This is a genomic window from Schaalia sp. ZJ405 (genome assembly GCF_011038885.2).
In the GTDB taxonomy this organism is placed as follows: Bacteria; Actinomycetota; Actinomycetes; order Actinomycetales; family Actinomycetaceae; genus Pauljensenia.
Map to the genome: position 1 here is coordinate 1,965,209 of NZ_CP064952.1, position 18,238 is coordinate 1,983,446.

16 protein-coding genes and 1 tRNA gene are annotated in these 18,238 nt (G+C 59.3%); 5 read left to right on the forward strand and 12 right to left on the reverse strand.

Annotated features, from left to right (window positions below; genetic code table 11):
* Positions 1 to 10: 10 nt before the first annotated feature.
* From G7Y41_RS08325 to G7Y41_RS08350, 6 genes are all read right to left on the reverse strand, one after another.
* The gene (locus G7Y41_RS08325; protein ID WP_165216527.1) at positions 11 to 1,609 is read right to left on the reverse strand and encodes a lysine--tRNA ligase; all 1,599 of its coding nucleotides are present in this window, start codon (positions 1,607 to 1,609) and stop codon (positions 11 to 13) included.
* Between the two features lie 92 nt (positions 1,610 to 1,701).
* Positions 1,702 to 2,133 carry an aspartate 1-decarboxylase gene (gene panD, locus G7Y41_RS08330; protein ID WP_165216530.1) on the reverse strand — a complete coding sequence of 144 codons (432 nt, stop codon included), beginning with the start codon at positions 2,131 to 2,133 and terminating at the stop codon, positions 1,702 to 1,704.
* On the reverse strand, positions 2,130 to 3,089 hold the full coding sequence (gene panC, locus G7Y41_RS08335; protein ID WP_165315578.1) for a pantoate--beta-alanine ligase: 960 nt from the start codon (positions 3,087 to 3,089) through the stop codon (positions 2,130 to 2,132). The genes panD and panC overlap by 4 nt, the downstream gene beginning before the upstream one ends.
* A gap of 50 nt (positions 3,090 to 3,139) precedes the next feature.
* Complete coding sequence (locus G7Y41_RS08340) at positions 3,140 to 4,051, reverse strand: Rossmann-like and DUF2520 domain-containing protein (RefSeq protein WP_165216535.1); 912 nt, start codon at positions 4,049 to 4,051, stop codon at positions 3,140 to 3,142.
* 3 nt (positions 4,052 to 4,054) lie between these two features.
* A complete protein-coding gene (locus tag G7Y41_RS08345; RefSeq protein ID WP_165315579.1) occupies positions 4,055 to 5,860 on the reverse strand; it encodes a PH domain-containing protein in 1,806 nt (601 codons plus the stop codon).
* Positions 5,857 to 6,339, reverse strand: a complete 483-nt coding sequence (locus tag G7Y41_RS08350; protein WP_165216540.1) for a PH domain-containing protein — start codon at positions 6,337 to 6,339, stop codon at positions 5,857 to 5,859. Before G7Y41_RS08350 ends, G7Y41_RS08345 begins: the two co-directional genes overlap by 4 nt.
* A 160-nt stretch (positions 6,340 to 6,499) precedes the next feature.
* Between G7Y41_RS08350 and G7Y41_RS08355 the strand changes: the two genes are divergently transcribed.
* From G7Y41_RS08355 to G7Y41_RS08370, 4 genes are all read left to right on the forward strand, one after another.
* On the forward strand, positions 6,500 to 7,210 hold the full coding sequence (locus G7Y41_RS08355) for a response regulator transcription factor (RefSeq protein ID WP_165216542.1): 711 nt from the start codon (positions 6,500 to 6,502) through the stop codon (positions 7,208 to 7,210).
* A gap of 7 nt (positions 7,211 to 7,217) precedes the next feature.
* Positions 7,218 to 8,732: a sensor histidine kinase gene (locus G7Y41_RS08360; protein ID WP_165315580.1), complete on the forward strand. Its 1,515-nt coding sequence runs from the start codon at positions 7,218 to 7,220 to the stop codon at positions 8,730 to 8,732.
* Between the two features lie 130 nt (positions 8,733 to 8,862).
* Positions 8,863 to 9,828, forward strand: a complete 966-nt coding sequence (locus tag G7Y41_RS08365) for an HD domain-containing protein (RefSeq protein WP_165315581.1) — start codon at positions 8,863 to 8,865, stop codon at positions 9,826 to 9,828.
* 234 nt (positions 9,829 to 10,062) lie between these two features.
* On the forward strand, positions 10,063 to 10,353 hold the full coding sequence (locus G7Y41_RS08370; protein ID WP_165216548.1) for a WXG100 family type VII secretion target: 291 nt from the start codon (positions 10,063 to 10,065) through the stop codon (positions 10,351 to 10,353).
* A 37-nt stretch (positions 10,354 to 10,390) separates the two neighbouring features.
* Here G7Y41_RS08370 and G7Y41_RS08375 read toward each other — a convergent pair whose 3' ends face one another.
* The 3 genes from G7Y41_RS08375 to G7Y41_RS08385 form a co-directional block, all read right to left on the reverse strand.
* Positions 10,391 to 10,609, reverse strand: a complete 219-nt coding sequence (locus G7Y41_RS08375) for a hypothetical protein (protein ID WP_165216549.1) — start codon at positions 10,607 to 10,609, stop codon at positions 10,391 to 10,393.
* A 546-nt stretch (positions 10,610 to 11,155) separates the two neighbouring features.
* Positions 11,156 to 12,778, reverse strand: coding sequence for a chaperonin GroEL (gene groL / locus G7Y41_RS08380; protein WP_165216550.1), 1,623 nt, complete (start codon positions 12,776 to 12,778; stop codon positions 11,156 to 11,158).
* Positions 12,779 to 13,017: 239 nt separating this feature from the next.
* The gene (locus tag G7Y41_RS08385; RefSeq protein ID WP_165315582.1) at positions 13,018 to 13,620 is read right to left on the reverse strand and encodes a LytR C-terminal domain-containing protein; all 603 of its coding nucleotides are present in this window, start codon (positions 13,618 to 13,620) and stop codon (positions 13,018 to 13,020) included.
* 256 nt (positions 13,621 to 13,876) lie between these two features.
* Between G7Y41_RS08385 and G7Y41_RS08390 the strand changes: the two genes are divergently transcribed.
* A complete protein-coding gene (locus G7Y41_RS08390; protein ID WP_165217743.1) occupies positions 13,877 to 14,578 on the forward strand; it encodes a uracil-DNA glycosylase in 702 nt (233 codons plus the stop codon).
* Between the two features lie 127 nt (positions 14,579 to 14,705).
* Here G7Y41_RS08390 and G7Y41_RS08395 read toward each other — a convergent pair.
* The 3 genes from G7Y41_RS08395 to G7Y41_RS08405 form a co-directional block, all read right to left on the reverse strand.
* A tRNA-Thr gene (locus G7Y41_RS08395) sits at positions 14,706 to 14,781 on the reverse strand.
* Positions 14,782 to 14,866: 85 nt separating this feature from the next.
* Positions 14,867 to 15,727 carry a DsbA family protein gene (locus G7Y41_RS08400; RefSeq protein WP_165315583.1) on the reverse strand — a complete coding sequence of 287 codons (861 nt, stop codon included), beginning with the start codon at positions 15,725 to 15,727 and terminating at the stop codon, positions 14,867 to 14,869.
* 156 nt (positions 15,728 to 15,883) lie between these two features.
* On the reverse strand, positions 15,884 to 17,725 hold the full coding sequence (locus G7Y41_RS08405; RefSeq protein ID WP_165315584.1) for a serine/threonine protein kinase: 1,842 nt from the start codon (positions 17,723 to 17,725) through the stop codon (positions 15,884 to 15,886).
* Between the last annotated feature and the right edge of the window lie 513 nt (positions 17,726 to 18,238).

Sequence of the window (18,238 nt, forward strand, 5' to 3'; positions counted from 1 at the left end):
CGAGGCGATATCAGAGCTTCTTGACCAGCGGGAATGTGATCGTCTCACGAATACCCTGGCCGGTCAGGGCCATGAGGAGACGGTCAAGCCCCATTCCCATGCCGCCCGCCGGAGGCATCCCGTATTCCATCGCCATGAGGAAGTCCTCGTCAAGGATCATTGCCTCCGGATCCCCCTCAGCAGCCGCGAGCGCCTGCGCTTCGAAACGCTGCCGCTGAATGACCGGGTCAACGAGTTCGGAGTAGGCGGTTGCCAGCTCGAATCCTCGAACGTACAGGTCCCATTTCTCAACGACACCCGGTTTTGTTCGGTGTCCGCGAGTCAGGGGCGAGGAATCTTCGGGGAAATCACGAACGAAAGTCGGTGCATCAAGGGAATCACCAACAGTTTTCTCAAAGATCACCTCAGCAACCTTGCCGGCAACATAGTGATCGGGAATTTCCTCACCCAGTTCCTGTGCGATCGCCACAAGCTCATCGCGCGGTGTCTGAGCGTCGATGTGACGTCCCAGGGCATCCGAGGTTGCGTCGTATAGGGAGATTTCTTTCCATGACCCCGACAGGTCGTAGGAGGAACCGTCGGGCAGGGTGACGATTTCGGTTCCGAGGGCGTCGCGCGCGACCTTCTGAATGAATTCGCGGGTGCGGCGAGCCATCGTGTCGTAGGAACCGTAGGCTTCGTACGCCTCAAGCATCGTGAATTCGGGGCTGTGGGAGGAGTCGGCCCCTTCATTACGGAAGTTCCTGTTGATCTCGAACACCTTGTCGATACCACCAACGACCGCGCGCTTGAGGAAAAGTTCAGGAGCAATGCGCAGGAACAGTTCCGTGTCGTAGGCGTTCATGTGCGTCTCGAAGGGACGCGCGGCGGCTCCGCCGTGGAGGTTCTGCAACATCGGTGTTTCAATCTCAACGAAACCCGCATTGTCGAAGTATTCGCGCAGCGACTTGACGACTTTCGCACGAAGACGAACCATGTCACGCGCGGACGGACGAACAATCATATCGAGGTAGCGGCGCCGAACCCGCATGTCCTCTGACAGTGACACCTCGGTGCCGTCTTCGGCGGTGTAGGTCTTGGGCAGTGGCCGCAGGGTCTTCGCGGCGATCTTCCACGCGGGGACGTCCTCGCCTTCAGCGATGCCGGGTGTGGCCAGGCCGGCGGGCGCTGTGCCGGGGCATGCGAGGATGGAGAGTTCACCGCGTTTGGAGGAAATGACTCGACCGTGAACAAAAAGATGATCGCCCAGGTCAACGTCCGCTTTGTAGTCGTTAAGTGAGTCGATGCCGACCTCGGCGGCCGACAGCATGATTTGGATACGGTTTCCGGCACCGTCCATGAGTGTGGCGAAGCAGAGTTTCCCGCCGTTGCGCTGGAGCATGACGCGGCCGGCAATTCCGACCTCGTCAGTTGTCTCCTCACCGATTTCCAGGTGCGCGTACTTTTCACGGACCTCGGGAATCGACGTGGTGATTGCCAGGACCACCGGATACGCTTCGGCTCCCGAGTCGATGAGGCGCTGACGTTTCTGAGCGCGAATACGGATCTGCTCGGGCGCGTCGTCAGTCGTGTCGGGCGTTGTCTTCGTGTTCTGCTTCGCTTGAGTCACAGGGCCATCGTAGCGGCAAACATCGCTCGTGGAACGATCCGGAAGTGTCGGACGGGGCACGCTCACCGATGGTGACACCGGCCTCGTCCTCGTCAATGGGAGGAACGGATCCCCAGGTGCTGGGCGCGTAGGCTCTCCTCGGGGACGCGACCAGCATCCCTTCCTTCCTCGACAATCCGATTGTTTTCGTCAACGAAGACCACCGAGGGACGCCACGAGGACACGAGTGACTCCGGCACGTGGGCGTACGCCATGAGGATCACGAGATCCCCGACGTCAACGAGGTGCGCCGCTGCTCCGTTGAGCTGAACCATTCCTGATCCTCGAGGTCCGGCGATGGTGTACGTCGACAGGCGGTTGCCGTTATCCACATCCGCGATATCAACTTTCTGCCCCTCGGCGATATTCGCCGCGTCGAGCAGGTCAGCGTCCACCGTCACGGATCCCACGTAGTGAAGATCCGCTCCGGTCACGGTTGCGCGGTGGATCTTTCCTTGGATCATTTCCCGCGTGACCTCGGTCATCGTCCGCGCTCCGCTGTGTTTTCTCCGGTGGTGAGTGTTGCTCCCATGTTGTCAATCAGTCGCGTCGTGGCGACTTTGGCGGCAACAAGAATCCGGATCGCGCGCCCGTTGTCGCTATCCGTCATCATTTCCGGGGTTTCGGGGGACGAGGACGAGGCCGCACCTTCCCCCTGAACGTCAACGCTGTCACTGCCTGCGAGAATGTCGAAGGATGCGTCGTCAACAACGGCCACGTAGTCAACGTCGATTCCTTCGGTTTCCCTGAGAACACTCAAAACATCCTTGACAATGCCCGCGGGATCGCTGCCGCTCTCAGCCGCTTCAACACCTGCCCTCAAGCTGCGGGAAAGGGCGCGGGCTCGCGCTCGTTCATTGTCAGAGAGGTACTGATTACGAGAGGACAGTGCAACTCCGTCGGCGTCGCGCACGGTCTCAACAGCTCTCACCTCAACGGGCACATCCAACTGTCCCAGGACGGTGCGAAGCATCGCCAACTGCTGGGCGTCTTTTTGGCCGTAGAAAGCGATGTCGGGGCGAACGAGGTTGATGACCTTCGTGCACACCAACGCCACGCCCGCGAAATGCGTTGGACGGGTCTTGCCTTCCAAAACCCGGGCAATCGGACCCGGATCAATGGACACAACGGGACGGGTTGGGTAGACATCCTCAGGTTGAGGAGCCCACACGAGATCAGCTCCCACATCGGCGAGGGCTTCGAGGTCGGCATCAAGCGTGCGCGGGTAGGCGTCGAAATCTTCCCCGGGTGCGAACTGCGTCGGGTTAACGAAGATTGTCACAACAACGTGGTCGGCGCTGCCCTTCGCTTCTTTCACCAGTTGCAGGTGTCCTGCATGGAGGGCACCCATCGTCATCACAAGGGCGCGTGAACCGGTGAGGTGTTGGAGCTTCTGGCGAAGATCTTCACGCGTGCGGACGAGTTCTGGTTGACGAGTCATGTCTCCATTGTGGTCCTCGACGTCACAGGACGCACATAGAGTCGCAGGGATCACGATTGACTCTTGTCATCGGAGGTGTCGTCGAGAAGGGCCGCACGAATTGTTGTCGCTTCATCGGGTGAGAGTCGGCGCACGTCCCCGAGCATGTGCGTGAGGGTTCGCGTCATATAGTCGTAAGTGTCGTGTTCCCTGGTCAACGCCGGGTCGGCGGCGAGGGCGCGCATATGACGTGCAATAGTTCCCGCGTCTGCGCGGACAACGGGACCTGAGACTCCACTGAGCCCCTCCGTCAGGGCACGGTCAAGGGCGGCGGTGAGCAGTGGTCGAACATATTGACGGGGGTCATCGATCCCCGCTTGCTCAAGGATTCTCAGGGTCTGAACAACAAGGGTTCCGAGGAAGTTTGCGCCGAAGGCAAGGCCAGCGTGGTACAGGGTGCGTTGGGACTCGGGAACGACGACCGGTTCCCCTCCCATTTCAACAACAAGGGCTTGAGCGATCGGAAGGAACGGAGCGGCAGCGGTCACCGCGAAAGGGGTTCCAACAAGGCGCTGGACATCCGCTGACCACCCGGAGAAGGTCATCGCCGGATGGATCGCCAGGGGGATCGCTCCCCTATCTGCCGCCGGTTGTAGGATCGACACGCCGTGGGCACCCGAAAGGTGAATGACGATGTGCCCGGTACGCCATGCCCCCATCTCAGCGAGGCCGGAGACGAGCGGGGCAATCTGGTCATCGGGAACCGCAAGAATGACCACTTCGGAGTGTTCAATAACCGAGGGGACCTCTTCGATTGGCACTCCTGGGAGGATGGCGTCCGCGCGTTCACGGGAGCGTTCCGACGAGGCTGAGACCGCGACGATCGTGTGTCCGGCTGCGCGCAGAGCTGACCCAATGATCGGCCCCACGTGCCCCATGCCGATGATGCCGATCCCGAGTCGGCCTGCCGGTGACGCCACCATGATCTACTCCTGGGTGATGACCGCCGCGGCAGATGCCGCGTCGGCTTCTAAAGACGGGTGCTGCGCGGCGGAAGTGGGGGCAGCTTCCTGAGGGGCTGTTGCGTTGAGGTGAGCATCAATGCGACGCATCCATTTTTCCGGTGGCTCAGCGCTGCGTCGTTGACGCGAGAGCTCGCTGAGGGATTGGAGAAGCTCACGTCCCTGCGAGACGTCAACGTGAGTACACGTTGTGGCCAGCGTTCCCGGTACCAGCTGAATTTGCACGTTCATCAGACCGCGTCTGCGATCCCACGGGCCCTGGATTGTTCCGAGGCTCTGGGCTCTTTCAGCGGGAATGACCGTGGCACGTCGCGTGAGCCAGCCATCCCTGATGATCACGCTGGTTCGAGTCAGGAGGAACCCTCGACGCTTGAAGACGAGGGGATCGAAGATTTTCGCCGACGCGGGAACCGATGTGAACACTCCCGATTCGCGATTTCCGTCGATCATCTCGGTGATGACCTCGTAGGGATTGTCCACACCGAGGTCCCGGATCACCATCCACAGGGCATTCGCCATGTCCTCACGGCTACCAACCGGAAGCAGAACCGAGGATGCTCGCTGATCCATCGTCCCGCTTCCCTCACCTCCCACTCCATAACCGGCCTGGGTAATGACCACGCGATACCAGTCTCGCGAACGCCAGAGGAAGGGTTGGACAACTTGGACAGCGTGGATGCGGCGAGGAGGAATCGTCTGCGAGCGGGTGTCAAGCAGTCCGCGGCGAATGCGGATTCCGTCTGCGGAGATCGCAGCGGTGAAGTTGAACTCCGTGCTGAACCGGTTCCATATGAAGGTCACGACACTGGCGGCGCCGATGGCCACAGGAACGAGTGCGCCGAGGCTCTCAGGTCCAATCTTGATGAAGAACACGATCGCCCCAATGAGCACAGCGAGAGCTCCAATGATGCCGAGAACGATACTGAGAGAGCGGAGCGTGGACTCAATGAGCATGCCTGATTGAACCGAGTAGACGACACGCTCGGGTGCGACGGGAGCCGCAGACCCCACTCCAGGAGTACCGGCACTTCCAGCAGGCATGGAACTTCCTGCGTGCGGATTCACCTGTTGGTCCTCATGAGGAGCCCCAATTGAGCCGTGATTCGACGAAGTTGCCGGTGTTGCTTGAGAGTGAATCCCCGCGGCAAGGGCGAGGATTTCTGCCCGCAGAGCATCAATCTCATCGGATTTGAGGAACCCGAACTTGAGATTTGAGTCAGCGCCTCCCGCGACCTCGATGTTCAGTTCACCCAGACCGAAGATCCGTCCCAGCAGCGGGTAGTGAATGTCAACGGCCTGGATGCGATCAAGCCTGGCATGGCGTTGGGAACGCATGAGAATTCCCGTGCGATACCACACTGCCTCCGGCGTCACGGCGAAAGACGTCACTCGCCACGCGAGCCACGAGTAGACAGCGGCGATGAGGAGGAAACCACCGAGCGCCCCGACAACCAGAAGAACGAGGAAAAGAGCTCCGAGGCTCTTCGCAAAGTCCGAATTGAGAACCTCGATGACTTGGTCAATGTTTTGGTATGCGATGAAGGCCAGGAGAACCATCAGGGCCTTCCAGGCTTTGATTGCGGGAGAAATCGGGTGGAGCTTACGCCATTGATCGGCGGGAACTCCCTGGTCAACGGCGCGCTGCTTCTCACGCGTGCGCCTGCCGCGCCCGTTCTCCTCAGCCGCTACCGGGACGCCGGTGTCCTGATAGTCGCGTGGTGACTCATCCCCAGGGTTCGTGCCCACTGATTCGTGTCGATCCGTGCTCATAGTCCCGCCAGTTCCGCCGAGCCACGCTGGGCGAGCATATCGCGCAGGCGGATCGCCTCCTCGACAGGGACACCGTCGAGCGTTGCATCGGTCTGGGCCGAGGCCGTGTTCAGTTTGATCTGTGCAATTCTAAACTTCCGTGCAATCGGCCCTTCCTGCACGTCTACATACTGGATTCGACCGTAGGGAATGAGTGTGAGCTGACGAAACATCACGCCTCGTCGGATCATGAACTCATCGTCTCCCTCAGCAAAACCCATCGCACGTACCTGGCGCGGGATCAGCCAAGAAATCCACACGAAAATGACAGTTGAGACGGCACACCCCACCCAGAACCACGGGGAGAACATGAAACCGAGGACGCCGAAGACGATCGCCGCAGGAACTAGGAAAAGAGCCTCCGCAATGATCCGTACTTTTGCCAGGACGGGGTCTACCGGGGTGAACTGAACTCCCGAGGGAGCCATGATGTCGTTCATGTCGTGTCCTATCCGTAGAGAAACGCTGCGACCATTGTCCCATACGCCATCGACATCTCCGGTAACCTCCCCCCCCCCCCCGCACCGCACACCGTGCACCGCCCCGGATTTCCCACTCAACGTCCAGACAACTCCCAGATATCTAAGGGACAATGACTCCATGACGAACGGTGACACTCACGGCGAAGCCAAGCTCCTCGTAGTTGACGACGAGCCAAATATCCGAGACCTTCTGGCATCATCCCTACGTTTTGCCGGATTTGACGTGGTCGCAGCCGAGGACGGGCACACCGCCTACCGCCTCGCTGTCGACGAAAAACCCGACCTCATCGTCCTCGATGTGATGCTTCCCGACATTGACGGATTCACCGTTACCCGTCGACTGCGTGAAACCGGTGTTGATGTCCCCGTCCTCTTCCTCACGGCGCGTGACGACATGCGCGACAAGATCCAGGGCCTCACCGTTGGCGGTGACGACTACGTGACAAAGCCCTTCGGCCTCGAAGAGGTCGTCGCTCGGATTCGTGCGATTCTTCGGCGGACGATGGGTTCCGAAGAAGACGACGGTCGCCTCCGCGTCGCCGACCTCGTCATTGACGAGGACGCCCACGAGGTCACACGCGCAGGCGTCGACATTGATTTATCTCCCACAGAATTTAAGCTTCTGCGCTACCTCGTGATCAACGAGGGCAGAGTCGTCTCCAAGATGCAGATCCTCGACCACGTATGGGAATACGACTGGGACGGCGAGGTTGCGATCGTTGAATCCTATATCTCCTACCTACGTCGCAAACTTGCCGTCGACGGAGCGAGCGGCGAACTGATCCATACGAAACGGGGTGTCGGCTACATCCTGCGAGCGGAAGACTGACGCAATCATGGGACCGGGACCCATCGGACACGTCGCGCGCGCATGGGAGCGCCGACCACTCTCCAGCCAACTCGTCACCCTCATCACCTCACTGCTTGCCCTGGGCCTCGTCATGTCCGGAACAGTGATGATCGGCCTACTTCAGAGGCACCTGCTCTCGCAGATCGACGAACAGCTCCTCAATACCGCCTCGCAACTGACTTCTCAGGGCCCAGTGCGCCTTGACAACGGCGAAACCGCCATTCCTTCCCAGTTCTATCTCCGTCTTGAAATGAACGGAGAAAAACCCATCGCCAGCTACTATCCCGAGACAATCGAAGCATCGGGAACACCGATCATTCCTCACCTCCTTCAGATGGGGCAACGCTCCGATATGGTTGCCGGTGCAACCACCCCGATCACTGTCCAATCAACGATCGCGGGGAATAACTGGCGAACAATTGCCGTTCCCGTCTACTCATCGGTAACTGGGACATCCGTCGGAGTTCTCACGATTGCTCTGCCGCTGACTGATCTCCAACGCACACTGCGCGCAACCGCGCTCTATGTGTCAGTTGCAGCCCTGGTCATCGTTGTTCTTGGCGCATCAATGGGACATTGGCTGGTGCGTCGCTCTCTGTTACCTCTGCGCGAAATCGAGTCAACCGCCGGAAAAATCGCTGCGGGTGACCTGACGCAGCGAATCCCTCAGACTCCGGTGACAACCGAGGTCGGGTCACTTTCCCTCTCGCTGAATACGATGCTCTCGCAGGTTGAGCAGTCCTTCGAGGCGCGTCAAGACTCCGAACGAAAGATCCACCGCTTCGTCTCCGATGCCTCACATGAACTGCGCACCCCGCTAGCAGCCATCTCGGGATACTGTGAGCTGTACGCAATGGGCGGTATTCCCAAGGATCGTGTCGATGAAGTCATGGGACGCATCGAATCGGAATCATCGCGCATGGCAACTCTTGTCGAAGATCTTCTCACCCTCGCCCGCCTCGATGAGGGGCGTCCCCTGGAGATCGCGGACATCGACCTCGTCAAACTTGCCGACAATGCGGCCTTCGACATTCAGGCCCTCGATTCCTCACGAACCGTCGCCATCGAGTCACTCTCTGGACGCAAACCCCTGATGACTCTCATTGTTCCCGCAGACCGGGACCGTATTCAGCAGGTCTTCACCAACATCATTGGCAATATCATTCGGTACACGCCCAAGGACACTCCCGTGGAAATTGCCCTGGGGACATTCAAGGGCAACGCCGTCGTTGAGTTCCGCGATCACGGCCCCGGAATTAAGGACGCGGACCGAACTCGGGTGTTCGAGCGTTTCTATCGCGCCGACACGTCCCGGGCCCGTATCAGCGGTGGTTCCGGTCTTGGGCTGGCCATTGTCTCAGGGATCCTCGCTGCACATCACGGAAGCGCAGACCTGCGTAAGACGAAGGGAGGCGGCCTGACTGTGCACATCGAACTTCCGCTGACCTCACCTGACGGGCCAGCCGCAGCCTCGTCCTCGTCCCCTCATATCACTCAATGAGCCCGCCCCACAGCACGGGCGAGTACGATGGACAACCTACTGACCAACGTGATTCCAACCACCGAAACTAACTGATTTCTTAGAAGTTCACTACCATTGCGTCGTATTCCCCTCTGACAGGAGCGAGCCAATGGGTGCACAGGCACCTCAGTGGCTGCTGGATTCGTTCGTCGAGTCCTTGCAGCAAATCGGCGCCACCGCGCCGACAGTTGAGCTACATCAGGAAGCCCGCGATCTTGCGGATCACTGGTGCACGCCTGACCGTCATCTGCACACGATCCGTCACCTGATCGACATGCTGACCCGCATCGATGAGATCGCCGACACCGCGCATGACCCCGATATTCTTCGCATTTCCGCGTGGTACCACGGGGCTTTCCTCAACAAGTCGCTTGAGGTGAAGTTCAAGAATCCCTCGAATTGGCAGTCAACGCGCTGCATTGATCATGCGCATAATCGCCTGACGACGCTCGGAGTGGATTCAGATATCGTTGCTCGTATTGACGAACTCATCGCGTTTCTTACCCGGCACCGCGCCCCGCGCTCTGATTCTGACGCGCAGGTTGTTGTTGATGCTGACCTTGCGGTTCTGGCGTCCTCGCCGCAGGATTACAAGAAGTTCCGCGAAAAGCTCCGGCTTGAGTTGGATGATCTCGACGAACTCACCTACCTCACGGGTCGTCGCGCCCTGGTCAAGACTCTCCTGAGTTACGACCCTCTCTATCAGTCCCCGCTCGGTGACACCTGGGAAGCCCCGGCCCGAGCGAATCTCGAAGTTGAGCTGACGAAGATTGACGAAAAGCTCTGCGACCTCGACCCCGCTTGCCTCGCTACCGACGAGGGTGACGGCGTCAACGAGGCTGACACGAGCGCTGAATCCGGTGACGAGATGACGACAACCGGGACGCTCATTATCAAGAAGCGTTCACTCAAGAAGGCGTCGTCTGCTCCCGTTGACGATGCACCGGTGACCTGTTCCATTCCGGTTCTTCAGCCCGTTGAGGATCAGAATTCGGGGGACGAGGACGAGGCGGAAAACACGTCATCACTGGAAAGTGCGATCGAGTCGATCGATTTGCCGTCGACACGCGAATAGGGCGTTCTGGCTCGCGTGGGGCCTGAAGGGCGCTGAGACCACCGATCCGCGTTTTTGATCCCACGCGGGTTGAGTCTCACACGTTATCCACACGTTGTGGTCAACGTCGTGTCCCGTTGACAGATTCTCCGCAAGGCCAGATTTATCCACAGGCTGACGGTCCCTTTGTGCGCTAGGCACTGTGTGCGTTCTACCGTGATTCCACGTTTCTCAATCACATGGAAGGACACTCTGATGGCAACGTTTATGGTTGATTCGCAGCTTGTTGCATCTTCGGCAACCAACGTTTCACTCACTGCCGAGCGGATCCGACAAGAGGTGCAGACGATGCTTGCCCAGTTGCTTGAGCTCGAGAGTTCGTGGACCGGTGTTGCGCAGATGAACTTTCAGGATTGCGTGGCCCAGTGGCAGGCCACGCAAGCGCAGGTCGATGCGGCACTTGAGTCAATCAGCACGCAGATGCATACGGCTGCCAGTGTCTATGCGGATGCTGAAGCACAGTCTGCTGCCCTCTTCGCCGGGTGATGAGCAGCCCCACACCAGCATTCACAACATCTTCGAGCTACACCTTGGTGTTCTTTCCACGGTCTCGAAATGGATCGGTGCTTGCTAATGACCAGCAGAGGAACCAGAGGAAAACAAAGCCTATTCCACGACGGATGATCGGCCATTCCTGGAAGAACAGCGCAAGGAAGAGCAACACAGCTGCGAAATAGACGAAGGACTTCGCCAGTTTCTCAATCTTCAACTGCGAGAAAAAACGCTTGAGACCGTTCATCATGACCCCACTGGAGTGAAAATCCTCAAGATTGTCCTGACTTATTGAGCCAGGTATTCGTTAATAGATGAACGTGTGGAATAGTCGCCAGAATTCACACGTTCACAGCAGTCCAGACCCTCAATAGACACTCTCAAGATCGAGACCTACACGGAGGATCATACGATGTGACACACATCATGTCTAGTGAGTAATGTTGGTTGTTCTTGGCAGTGGGGATGACGTGTGAACATGCTCAGCATCGATACATCATCGACGTTTTCGCTGCGAGCCTCAGGTCCGGCTGTTGATGTGCAATCACGAGGCCCACATTGCTCGGCGAAGTGAACCAAACACCATATGATTTCTCTGCCCAGAGACGAGTTGAGGGATCACCGGCTAAAAGGTCCCCCGAGATGTTCACGGCGTGCTTGCAACACGCATCTGATGTTCATGATCAGACGACTGTGGGGCCGCTCCCCAAGGGAACGGCCCCACAGCTAACGAATCATGAACTCCCTAGGAAGAGCGTTGGTGATTCTGTGATGTCGATTCGGTCGACGGGTCGGCTCAGTACATGCCGCCCATGCCGCCGTCTTCACCACCGGCGGGAGCCGGCGGTTCAGGCTTGTCGGCAACAACGGCCTCGGTGGTCAGGAACATGCCGGCGATCGACGCAGCATTCTGCAGCGCAGAACGGGTGACCTTGACCGGGTCAGAGATCCCCTCGGCCATGAGGTCAGCGTATTCACCGGTCGCAGCGTTGAGGCCGTGGCCGGCTTCCATTGACGCCACGCGGTCCGCAACAACGCCACCTTCAAGGCCGGCGTTCTCAGCGATCTGCTTGAGCGGAGCGGAGATCGCAACGCGAACGATGTTCACGCCGGTTGCCTCATCGCCCGAAAGCTCAAGGTTGGCCAGGGCAACGTTCGCAGCCTGGATCAGGGCAACGCCGCCGCCGGCAACGAGGCCCTCTTCGGAGGCAGCGCGTGCGTTACGCACGGCGTCCTCGATGCGGTGCTTGCGTTCCTTGAGTTCAACCTCAGTTGCAGCACCCGACTTGATCACAGCAACGCCACCGGCGAGCTTCGCAAGGCGCTCCTGGAGCTTCTCACGGTCGTAGTCGGAATCGGTGTTGTCGATCTCGGAGCGGATCTGACGGACACGGCCGTCAATCATTTCCTTGTCGCCAGCACCCTCGACGATGGTTGTCTCGTCCTTGGAGACAACGATCTTGCGGGCGCGGCCCAGCAGGTCAAGGTCGGCGTTCTCCAGAGAAAGACCAACGGTCTCAGAGATGACCTGGCCACCGGTGAGGATCGCCATGTCCTGAAGCATCGCCTTGCGGCGGTCACCAAAGCCGGGGGCCTTGACAGCCACGGACTTGAAAGTGCCGCGGATCTTGTTGACAACGAGAGTTGCGAGGGCTTCGCCCTCGACGTCCTCGGCAATGATGGCCAGCGGCTTACCGGTCTGCATGACCTTCTCAAGGACGGGAACGATGTCCTTGACATTCGAGATCTTCGAGTCCATGAGCAGAACGTAGGCATCCTCGAGGACAACTTCCTGACGCTCAGTGTCAGTAACGAAGTAGGCCGACAGGTAGCCCTTGTCGAAGCGCATACCTTCGGTGGTTTCCAGCGTCGTGTCAAAGGAGTTGGTCTCCTCAACGGTGACGACGCCCTCGGCACCGACCTTCTCAAAGGCTTCGGCGATGAGCTTACCGATTTCGGGGTCATTTGCGGAGATCGATGCGGTTGCGGCGATCTGTTCGCTTGTCTCAACCGGCTTGGCGTCGGTGTGGAGCTGTTCGACGATCTTGACAACAGCCTGGTCGATACCGCGCTTGAGAGCGATCGGATTGGAACCGGCGGCTACGTTACGCAGACCTTCACGGACCAGCGCCTGAGCGAGGACGGTAGCGGTAGTTGTGCCGTCACCGGCAACGTCGTCGGTCTTCTTCGCAACTTCCTTGACGAGTTCGGCGCCGATACGCTCGAACGGATCCTCAAGGTCGATTTCCTTAGCGACGGAAACGCCGTCCTTCGTAATCGTGGGGGCGCCCCACTTCTTATCGAGAACAACGTTGCGACCCTTGGGGCCCAGCGTCACCTTGACGGTGTCGGCCAGCTGATTGAGGCCGCGTTCCATTCCACGACGAGCTTCCTCGTCAAAGTTGATGATCTTGGACATATCTGTCGGTATTCCTTCCGCGATGCGGATCTGGGTTCCGTGCCCGCGACGGACGGCCAACCCCGTGGGAGCGCTGTGGGCTTCCCCGGTGCGACCTCACGTCACCCATGTGGTCTTATCACTCTCCCTGTGGGAGTGCTAACGCCAAGTCTGGCACTCTCGGGCGTCGAGTGCAAGATGAGAACGGGGCATAGATCCCCTCTCCGCTCTCAGCGAAGAGTCCTTACCGAGGACGCCGCTCAGCGAAGAATGACGACGATATCCGTGTCACCAATGTTCGAGGATTCCTCAACGTGAGAGATCCCCAGCTCCGATGCAACGGCCTTAGCGGTTGCCTCCAACGAGGCCTGAGCGTAATAGACAGTTGTTTGCGCAGTCTGCCATCCATCCGCGTTCGCCGCGGAAGCACCGGTAAATCCGGCGTTAGTCAAAGTCGTGACCTTCTCAGCGGCAAGACCTGAAACGCCTGTGCCATTGAGCACCGCAATGCGAGCCTGATGATTCACCGGCTCCTCAGCTTGCTCCGGTTTTTCAGGCTCAGCTGGAGTCTCTTCGGCAGCGGGCGCGTCTTGCGTCTGCGGGGCGGACTGAGGCATATCGGATTCAGCCGCCTGCTGACCGCTCTGACCGGCAACAACCGCCGAACCAGCGGACTGCGGGGTCGGGACAACGCCCCTCTTGACCAACAGCGCGCTGGCTCCCCACGCAAGGAGAGGCACAACGACGATGATCACCAGGAACGGCCACACGTTCTTCCACTTCGAGGGCTGCGGGCGATGGACACCAATCGGCATATCTTCGCCGGCCACATCGAATTCATCCTTTGGATACTGAGAGCTCACACGCACAGGTTAACCGGCGAACGCCCACAATGAGCATTCCATTCGGGCGCGCCGGGGAAAACGTGGTCCTCAACCTATGACATCCACATTGGATGCCACCTCGTCCTCGTTCCTTTTCGTCCTCGTCCCTTTTTCACGTGAGGCCCGACGAGGTGGTCCAAGCGCACAACGAGACACGCCCTCGCACCCCTCCCCCGGTGCATTCGTTGCCGCTCACGCACCCATTCCCGCGACCCAATTGAGTATTCTCGAGGACGTGACTGACATCGAACCGCAACCACTCGCCCAACTCGTCGACCCGGGGTGGGCCCGTGCGCTCGCGCCCGTTGAACCCCGAATTCACGAACTCGGCGCAATGCTCCGACGCGAAATCGCTGAGGGCTACAACTACTTGCCAGCCGGAACCGACGTGCTGCGCGCATTCACCTATCCGTTTGACCAGGTCAAAGTTCTCATCGTCGGCCAAGACCCCTACCCAACTCCCGGTCACGCAATGGGACTGAGTTTTTCCGTTGCCCCCGGAGTTGCGATCCCTCGGTCACTGAGCAACATCTTCACCGAAATGGAATCGGACCTGGGAATCCCCCGCCCAACGTCCGGGGATCTTTCCCCCTGGTCACGAGAAGGAGTGTGCCTACTCAACCGAGTGCTCACAGTCCGTCCCGGCGCCCCGGGTTCGCACCGCAAACGCGGATGGGAAGAGGTGACCGAATGCGCGATCGACGCTCTTGTTCACCGAACCGGACCGGATGGGACGCCCCTCCCGCTGGTCGCGATCCTCTGGGGACGCGACGCCCAAACTCTCGAACCTCGACTCACGGACGTGCCGATCATCAAGTCTCCTCACCCGTCTCCGATGTCTGCGCGCTACGGATTCTTTGGGTCGCGGCCATTCTCACGGGCAAATGACATCCTCACGCAGCTTGGCTCCTCACCCGTTAACTGGGCGTTGCCCTAACCGAGGACCGGGGGGGGTGGCTTTGAGGCCGGTGACTCCATGTTCTGGCCGGCACGAATGGCTAGACCTGAACATGTATGCGCAACGGCCCGGACCAACTTTTCGTTGAATCCGAGCCGTTTATTTGTGGAGCCGTCTATCGGGCTCGAACCGATGACCTGCTGTTTACAAGACAGCTGCTCTACCAACTGAGCTAAGACGGCGCGCAGACAAGTTTGCCACGAGTGGGTAGGTCCGGACGAATCAGATCCGGCCCCACCCCGGAAAAACCCTCGTGACTTTGCCCACTTAGTCGGCGATGCCAAGCTCTGAGCGAATGGAATTGGCCAGTGACTGGGCGTCTTTACCTGAGAGGGTGATGTGCGTCTTGTGATCCTTGACGTACTCAGGTGTTCCGAATGAATTCGGGTCCCGCCCCTCAACCGGCGCGGTCTTCCATGCCTGCGTCGACGTGGCGAGGTAGTTCGACACCACATCCACCGGGAAAGTGTCAATGATGTCCTGCGAAACACCAGCCTCTGCCGCGAGTTTCTGCACCTGCTTCCACGAGGCATCCGTGTCTTTGATGACACGCCCCTCGCCTTTGTTGAACTGGCTGGCGAAGAACTTCAGAAGCTTGTGATGGAAGTCCACCCAGTGCTGAGGGTCTTTCTGCGCCACGATGAGGGACGCCGAGGTCGCCGGTGCCATATATTCCATTCCGATGGTCTCAACGGGCTGGAGTTCGAGGTTGTACTTTCCAGCGATCGCGTCGTCCGTCAGCGCTGTTCCTATCAGGACGTCAACGTCTGCGCATGCATGGCACGAGTAGTCGAAGTATTCGGTGAGGGTCGGCAGCGAAGGATCTGCTGTGCCGATCCCACCCTTTGTCAGGACAATCGGCGCACCCTGCGCGTATTGACCGAGGGCGGCGTTCGCTTTCTCCATCGTTGCCGAGTCGCTTTGCGCCTTTGACAGGTCAAGAGCGTTGTTTCGTTTCTGAACTTGCGAACCGATGACCACGGCGACGGTTGCCACCACCGCAATAACAACGAGGGCGACAAGACCGATGACAATGTTCCTCATGCGCCGGTCCGCCCGCTGTTGGGCTTCACGTATCTGCTGAGCTTTGAGTCGAACGGAATTGTCCGATGCTTTTCTCTTCGCCATCGTGCTGCCTCCTTCAATTACATGACATGGACACATTAACGAAAGTTATTCGGCAACGCCTACCCATCCACAGGGAAAGCGCCGATCCTCGCACGTGAGCCGTATCACCGCACCCCAGATGAGCCCTTGGATTTTGTTGAGAATTCACGCCTGAAGCTATCCCAGTGTGCCCGTGATGAACAGTGACGCGACGAGCACCGCGAGCACACATATCGCACCAACGCTGATTTTTACCCACGCCGGAGGCTGCATCATGCTCACGCCCTCACGAAGATTTCCCGATGACGGCATGAGCCACGTCAGCACAAGGACCGCCCAGGACAGCGCCCCCGCAGTGAGTGCCCACTGCGGATCACCCAGCAGAGGAACAGTGGAGATCGGCGATATCGGCGATATCATCATCTGCCACGGAACATCCCATTCCGGTGTCCCCAGGCTCCCCATCGTCACCGCGACCCACGTGGCATAGCCGAAAAGGCATGAGACTCCGATGCTTACAGTTGTCCCAGCAAGCGCAGGAATCCCAACGATCGGGGAGACGAACACCATCGCGACCGTGTCCGAGGCACGACGCCCCCCGCGACGCCACCACCGGCGTCGTCGCCACCGAATCGCTTTGCCAACGACCGTGAAGATAGCGAGGATCACAACGATAAGAACAGTTCCCGTTATTCCCCACAGGAGCGGCAGCAGAGCCAACGGCATCATGAGGATCGCACCGAAGAACCACAGCGTTGGTGGAACGTCGGGTTCAACGCGAGCAGGATAGGGGCCATCCGGCCACGCAAACTGTTGTGGATCAGCGGAGAAATACTCCGGTGGTTCCTCGGGCCACGAGTCACCCTCTTCGCGATGAACAACCTCTCCACTGGGAAGGGCCTGGGTTGCTGCGACATCCGGGGTGACCCAAAGGGGGCGTTCTTCGGACCCGTGAGTTCCCATGACCATTGTTGGGGGCGAGGACGAGGTGGCCAGTTCATCCGCCGCCGTTGCAGCTGGGTCAAGGAACGCAGTCCTCGAAGAATTGTCGGGTGCAGACATAGATGTGGGCATCGCCGGATTCGCGAACATCCGCGTTGCCGAGGTCGACATGGCCATTGTCGAAGGATCCGTGGGGATCGCTTCGGTTGCGGCATTCAACGAATCCAGGCGAATCGGACTCATCAATTCTGGCCAGGGAAGATCCTCGTCCTCGGTGTCGCTGGGTGCCATGCCCACTGCCGCAGCGAGGTGAGCAACAATCAATCCGGGACTGGGCCTACGGTTTCGATCAGCGGACATTCCGTCACGAAGAAGTGAAGCGACATCGGCGGGAAGGCCGGCAACATCCGGATCGTCATTGAGGACTCGCATCATCACCGCTTGGAGGTCTCCCCCACCAAAAGGAGGACGTCCCGTTGCGGATGCGAGGACCGTGGCACACCACGCCCACCAGTCTGATGCCTCGTCGGAAGGGCGGGACTGAAGAATCTCCGGAGCGGTGTATCCCGCTGTTCCGGAGACAAGACCGGTCATCGTCAGGCGTTCGTCCTCGTCTCTCATCGCAATGCCGAAGTCAATGAGGACTGGTCCGTAGGGGGAACAGATGATATTCGATGGTTTGATGTCGCGGTGGATCACTCCCGCGTGATGCACAGCCTCGATTGTGCGAGCGAGGTGGGCCGCAAGATGAACCACTCCGGCACCCGGAAGCGGTCCTTGAGCGATCAGAGCAGATAACGTTGGTCCTTCGATGTATTCGGACACAACAAAGGGCAGTGACGCATCTGTTTCCACGTCAAGAACGGGGGCAACTCCCCGGTCTTTCACAGAGTTCACCGTTCGGGCTTCGCGAACCAATCGCGCCCGAGCTTCTTCGGACGCCGCGAGCGCAGGATGAATCAGCTTGAATGCAACGGGGCTGCCACCCCCGTCCTCGGCGAGCCATACAGTGCCCGCTCCCCCGGCGCCGAGGCGTTCAAGCAGCCGGTATCCCCCGATCTCATCGCCTGATTCCACGCTCCCAAGGTTACAGCGCACCACTGGCAATATCGGCGACGGGTCCCGTTGACCGGGAATTTCGGGGAAGAACCGGGGAACCCACCGACTCGTCGCTACCGAAAATCTTTGCGCGCGCAAGATGGGTAGACTTTCGAGCCTGTCTCTCCCCCGCCCGGCGGCGGAAACCTTAACGCACGCAAGATCGGTATGGACCCGACACGGCCACGGTGGGCGAAGGTTCCACAATGGCCACTGTGACTGCAAGATCGTCCCGTCCTGGGGAAACAGACCCTCAAGGGGGACAACGCTGACCGATTCGGAAGCTTGGGTCGGCTCAGAAGACAGCTATCGTTCCCGCCGCAGCGCCACCAGTTGGACAATTCCTCGAAAACCTATACACGGTGACCTGTGAGTGCTATCTTTCACACTAGTGCGCGACGCAGACGTCGCAATGCACCGCCGCGGTGACTCATCCGCGGGATCACAACCCACTCGGATCGTCCGGCACGTACCTGCCGGTGGGAGGACATC

Bases quoted from the DNA above. Each gene is read 5' to 3' on its own strand.
- panD (WP_165216530.1), bottom strand. From the start codon at position 2,133: ATGACCGAGGTCACGCGGGAAATGATCCAAGGAAAGATCCACCGCGCA.
- panC (WP_165315578.1), bottom strand. From the start codon at position 3,089: ATGACTCGTCAACCAGAACTCGTCCGCACGCGTGAAGATCTTCGCCAG.
- G7Y41_RS08340 (WP_165216535.1), bottom strand. From the start codon at position 4,051: ATGGTGGCGTCACCGGCAGGCCGACTCGGGATCGGCATCATCGGCATG.
- G7Y41_RS08345 (WP_165315579.1), bottom strand. From the start codon at position 5,860: ATGAGCACGGATCGACACGAATCAGTGGGCACGAACCCTGGGGATGAG.
- G7Y41_RS08350 (WP_165216540.1), bottom strand. From the start codon at position 6,339: ATGAACGACATCATGGCTCCCTCGGGAGTTCAGTTCACCCCGGTAGAC.
- G7Y41_RS08355 (WP_165216542.1), top strand. From the start codon at position 6,500: ATGACGAACGGTGACACTCACGGCGAAGCCAAGCTCCTCGTAGTTGAC.
- G7Y41_RS08360 (WP_165315580.1), top strand. From the start codon at position 7,218: ATGGGACCGGGACCCATCGGACACGTCGCGCGCGCATGGGAGCGCCGA.
- G7Y41_RS08365 (WP_165315581.1), top strand. From the start codon at position 8,863: ATGGGTGCACAGGCACCTCAGTGGCTGCTGGATTCGTTCGTCGAGTCC.
- G7Y41_RS08370 (WP_165216548.1), top strand. From the start codon at position 10,063: ATGGCAACGTTTATGGTTGATTCGCAGCTTGTTGCATCTTCGGCAACC.
- G7Y41_RS08375 (WP_165216549.1), bottom strand. From the start codon at position 10,609: ATGATGAACGGTCTCAAGCGTTTTTTCTCGCAGTTGAAGATTGAGAAA.
- groL (WP_165216550.1), bottom strand. From the start codon at position 12,778: ATGTCCAAGATCATCAACTTTGACGAGGAAGCTCGTCGTGGAATGGAA.
- G7Y41_RS08400 (WP_165315583.1), bottom strand. From the start codon at position 15,727: ATGGCGAAGAGAAAAGCATCGGACAATTCCGTTCGACTCAAAGCTCAG.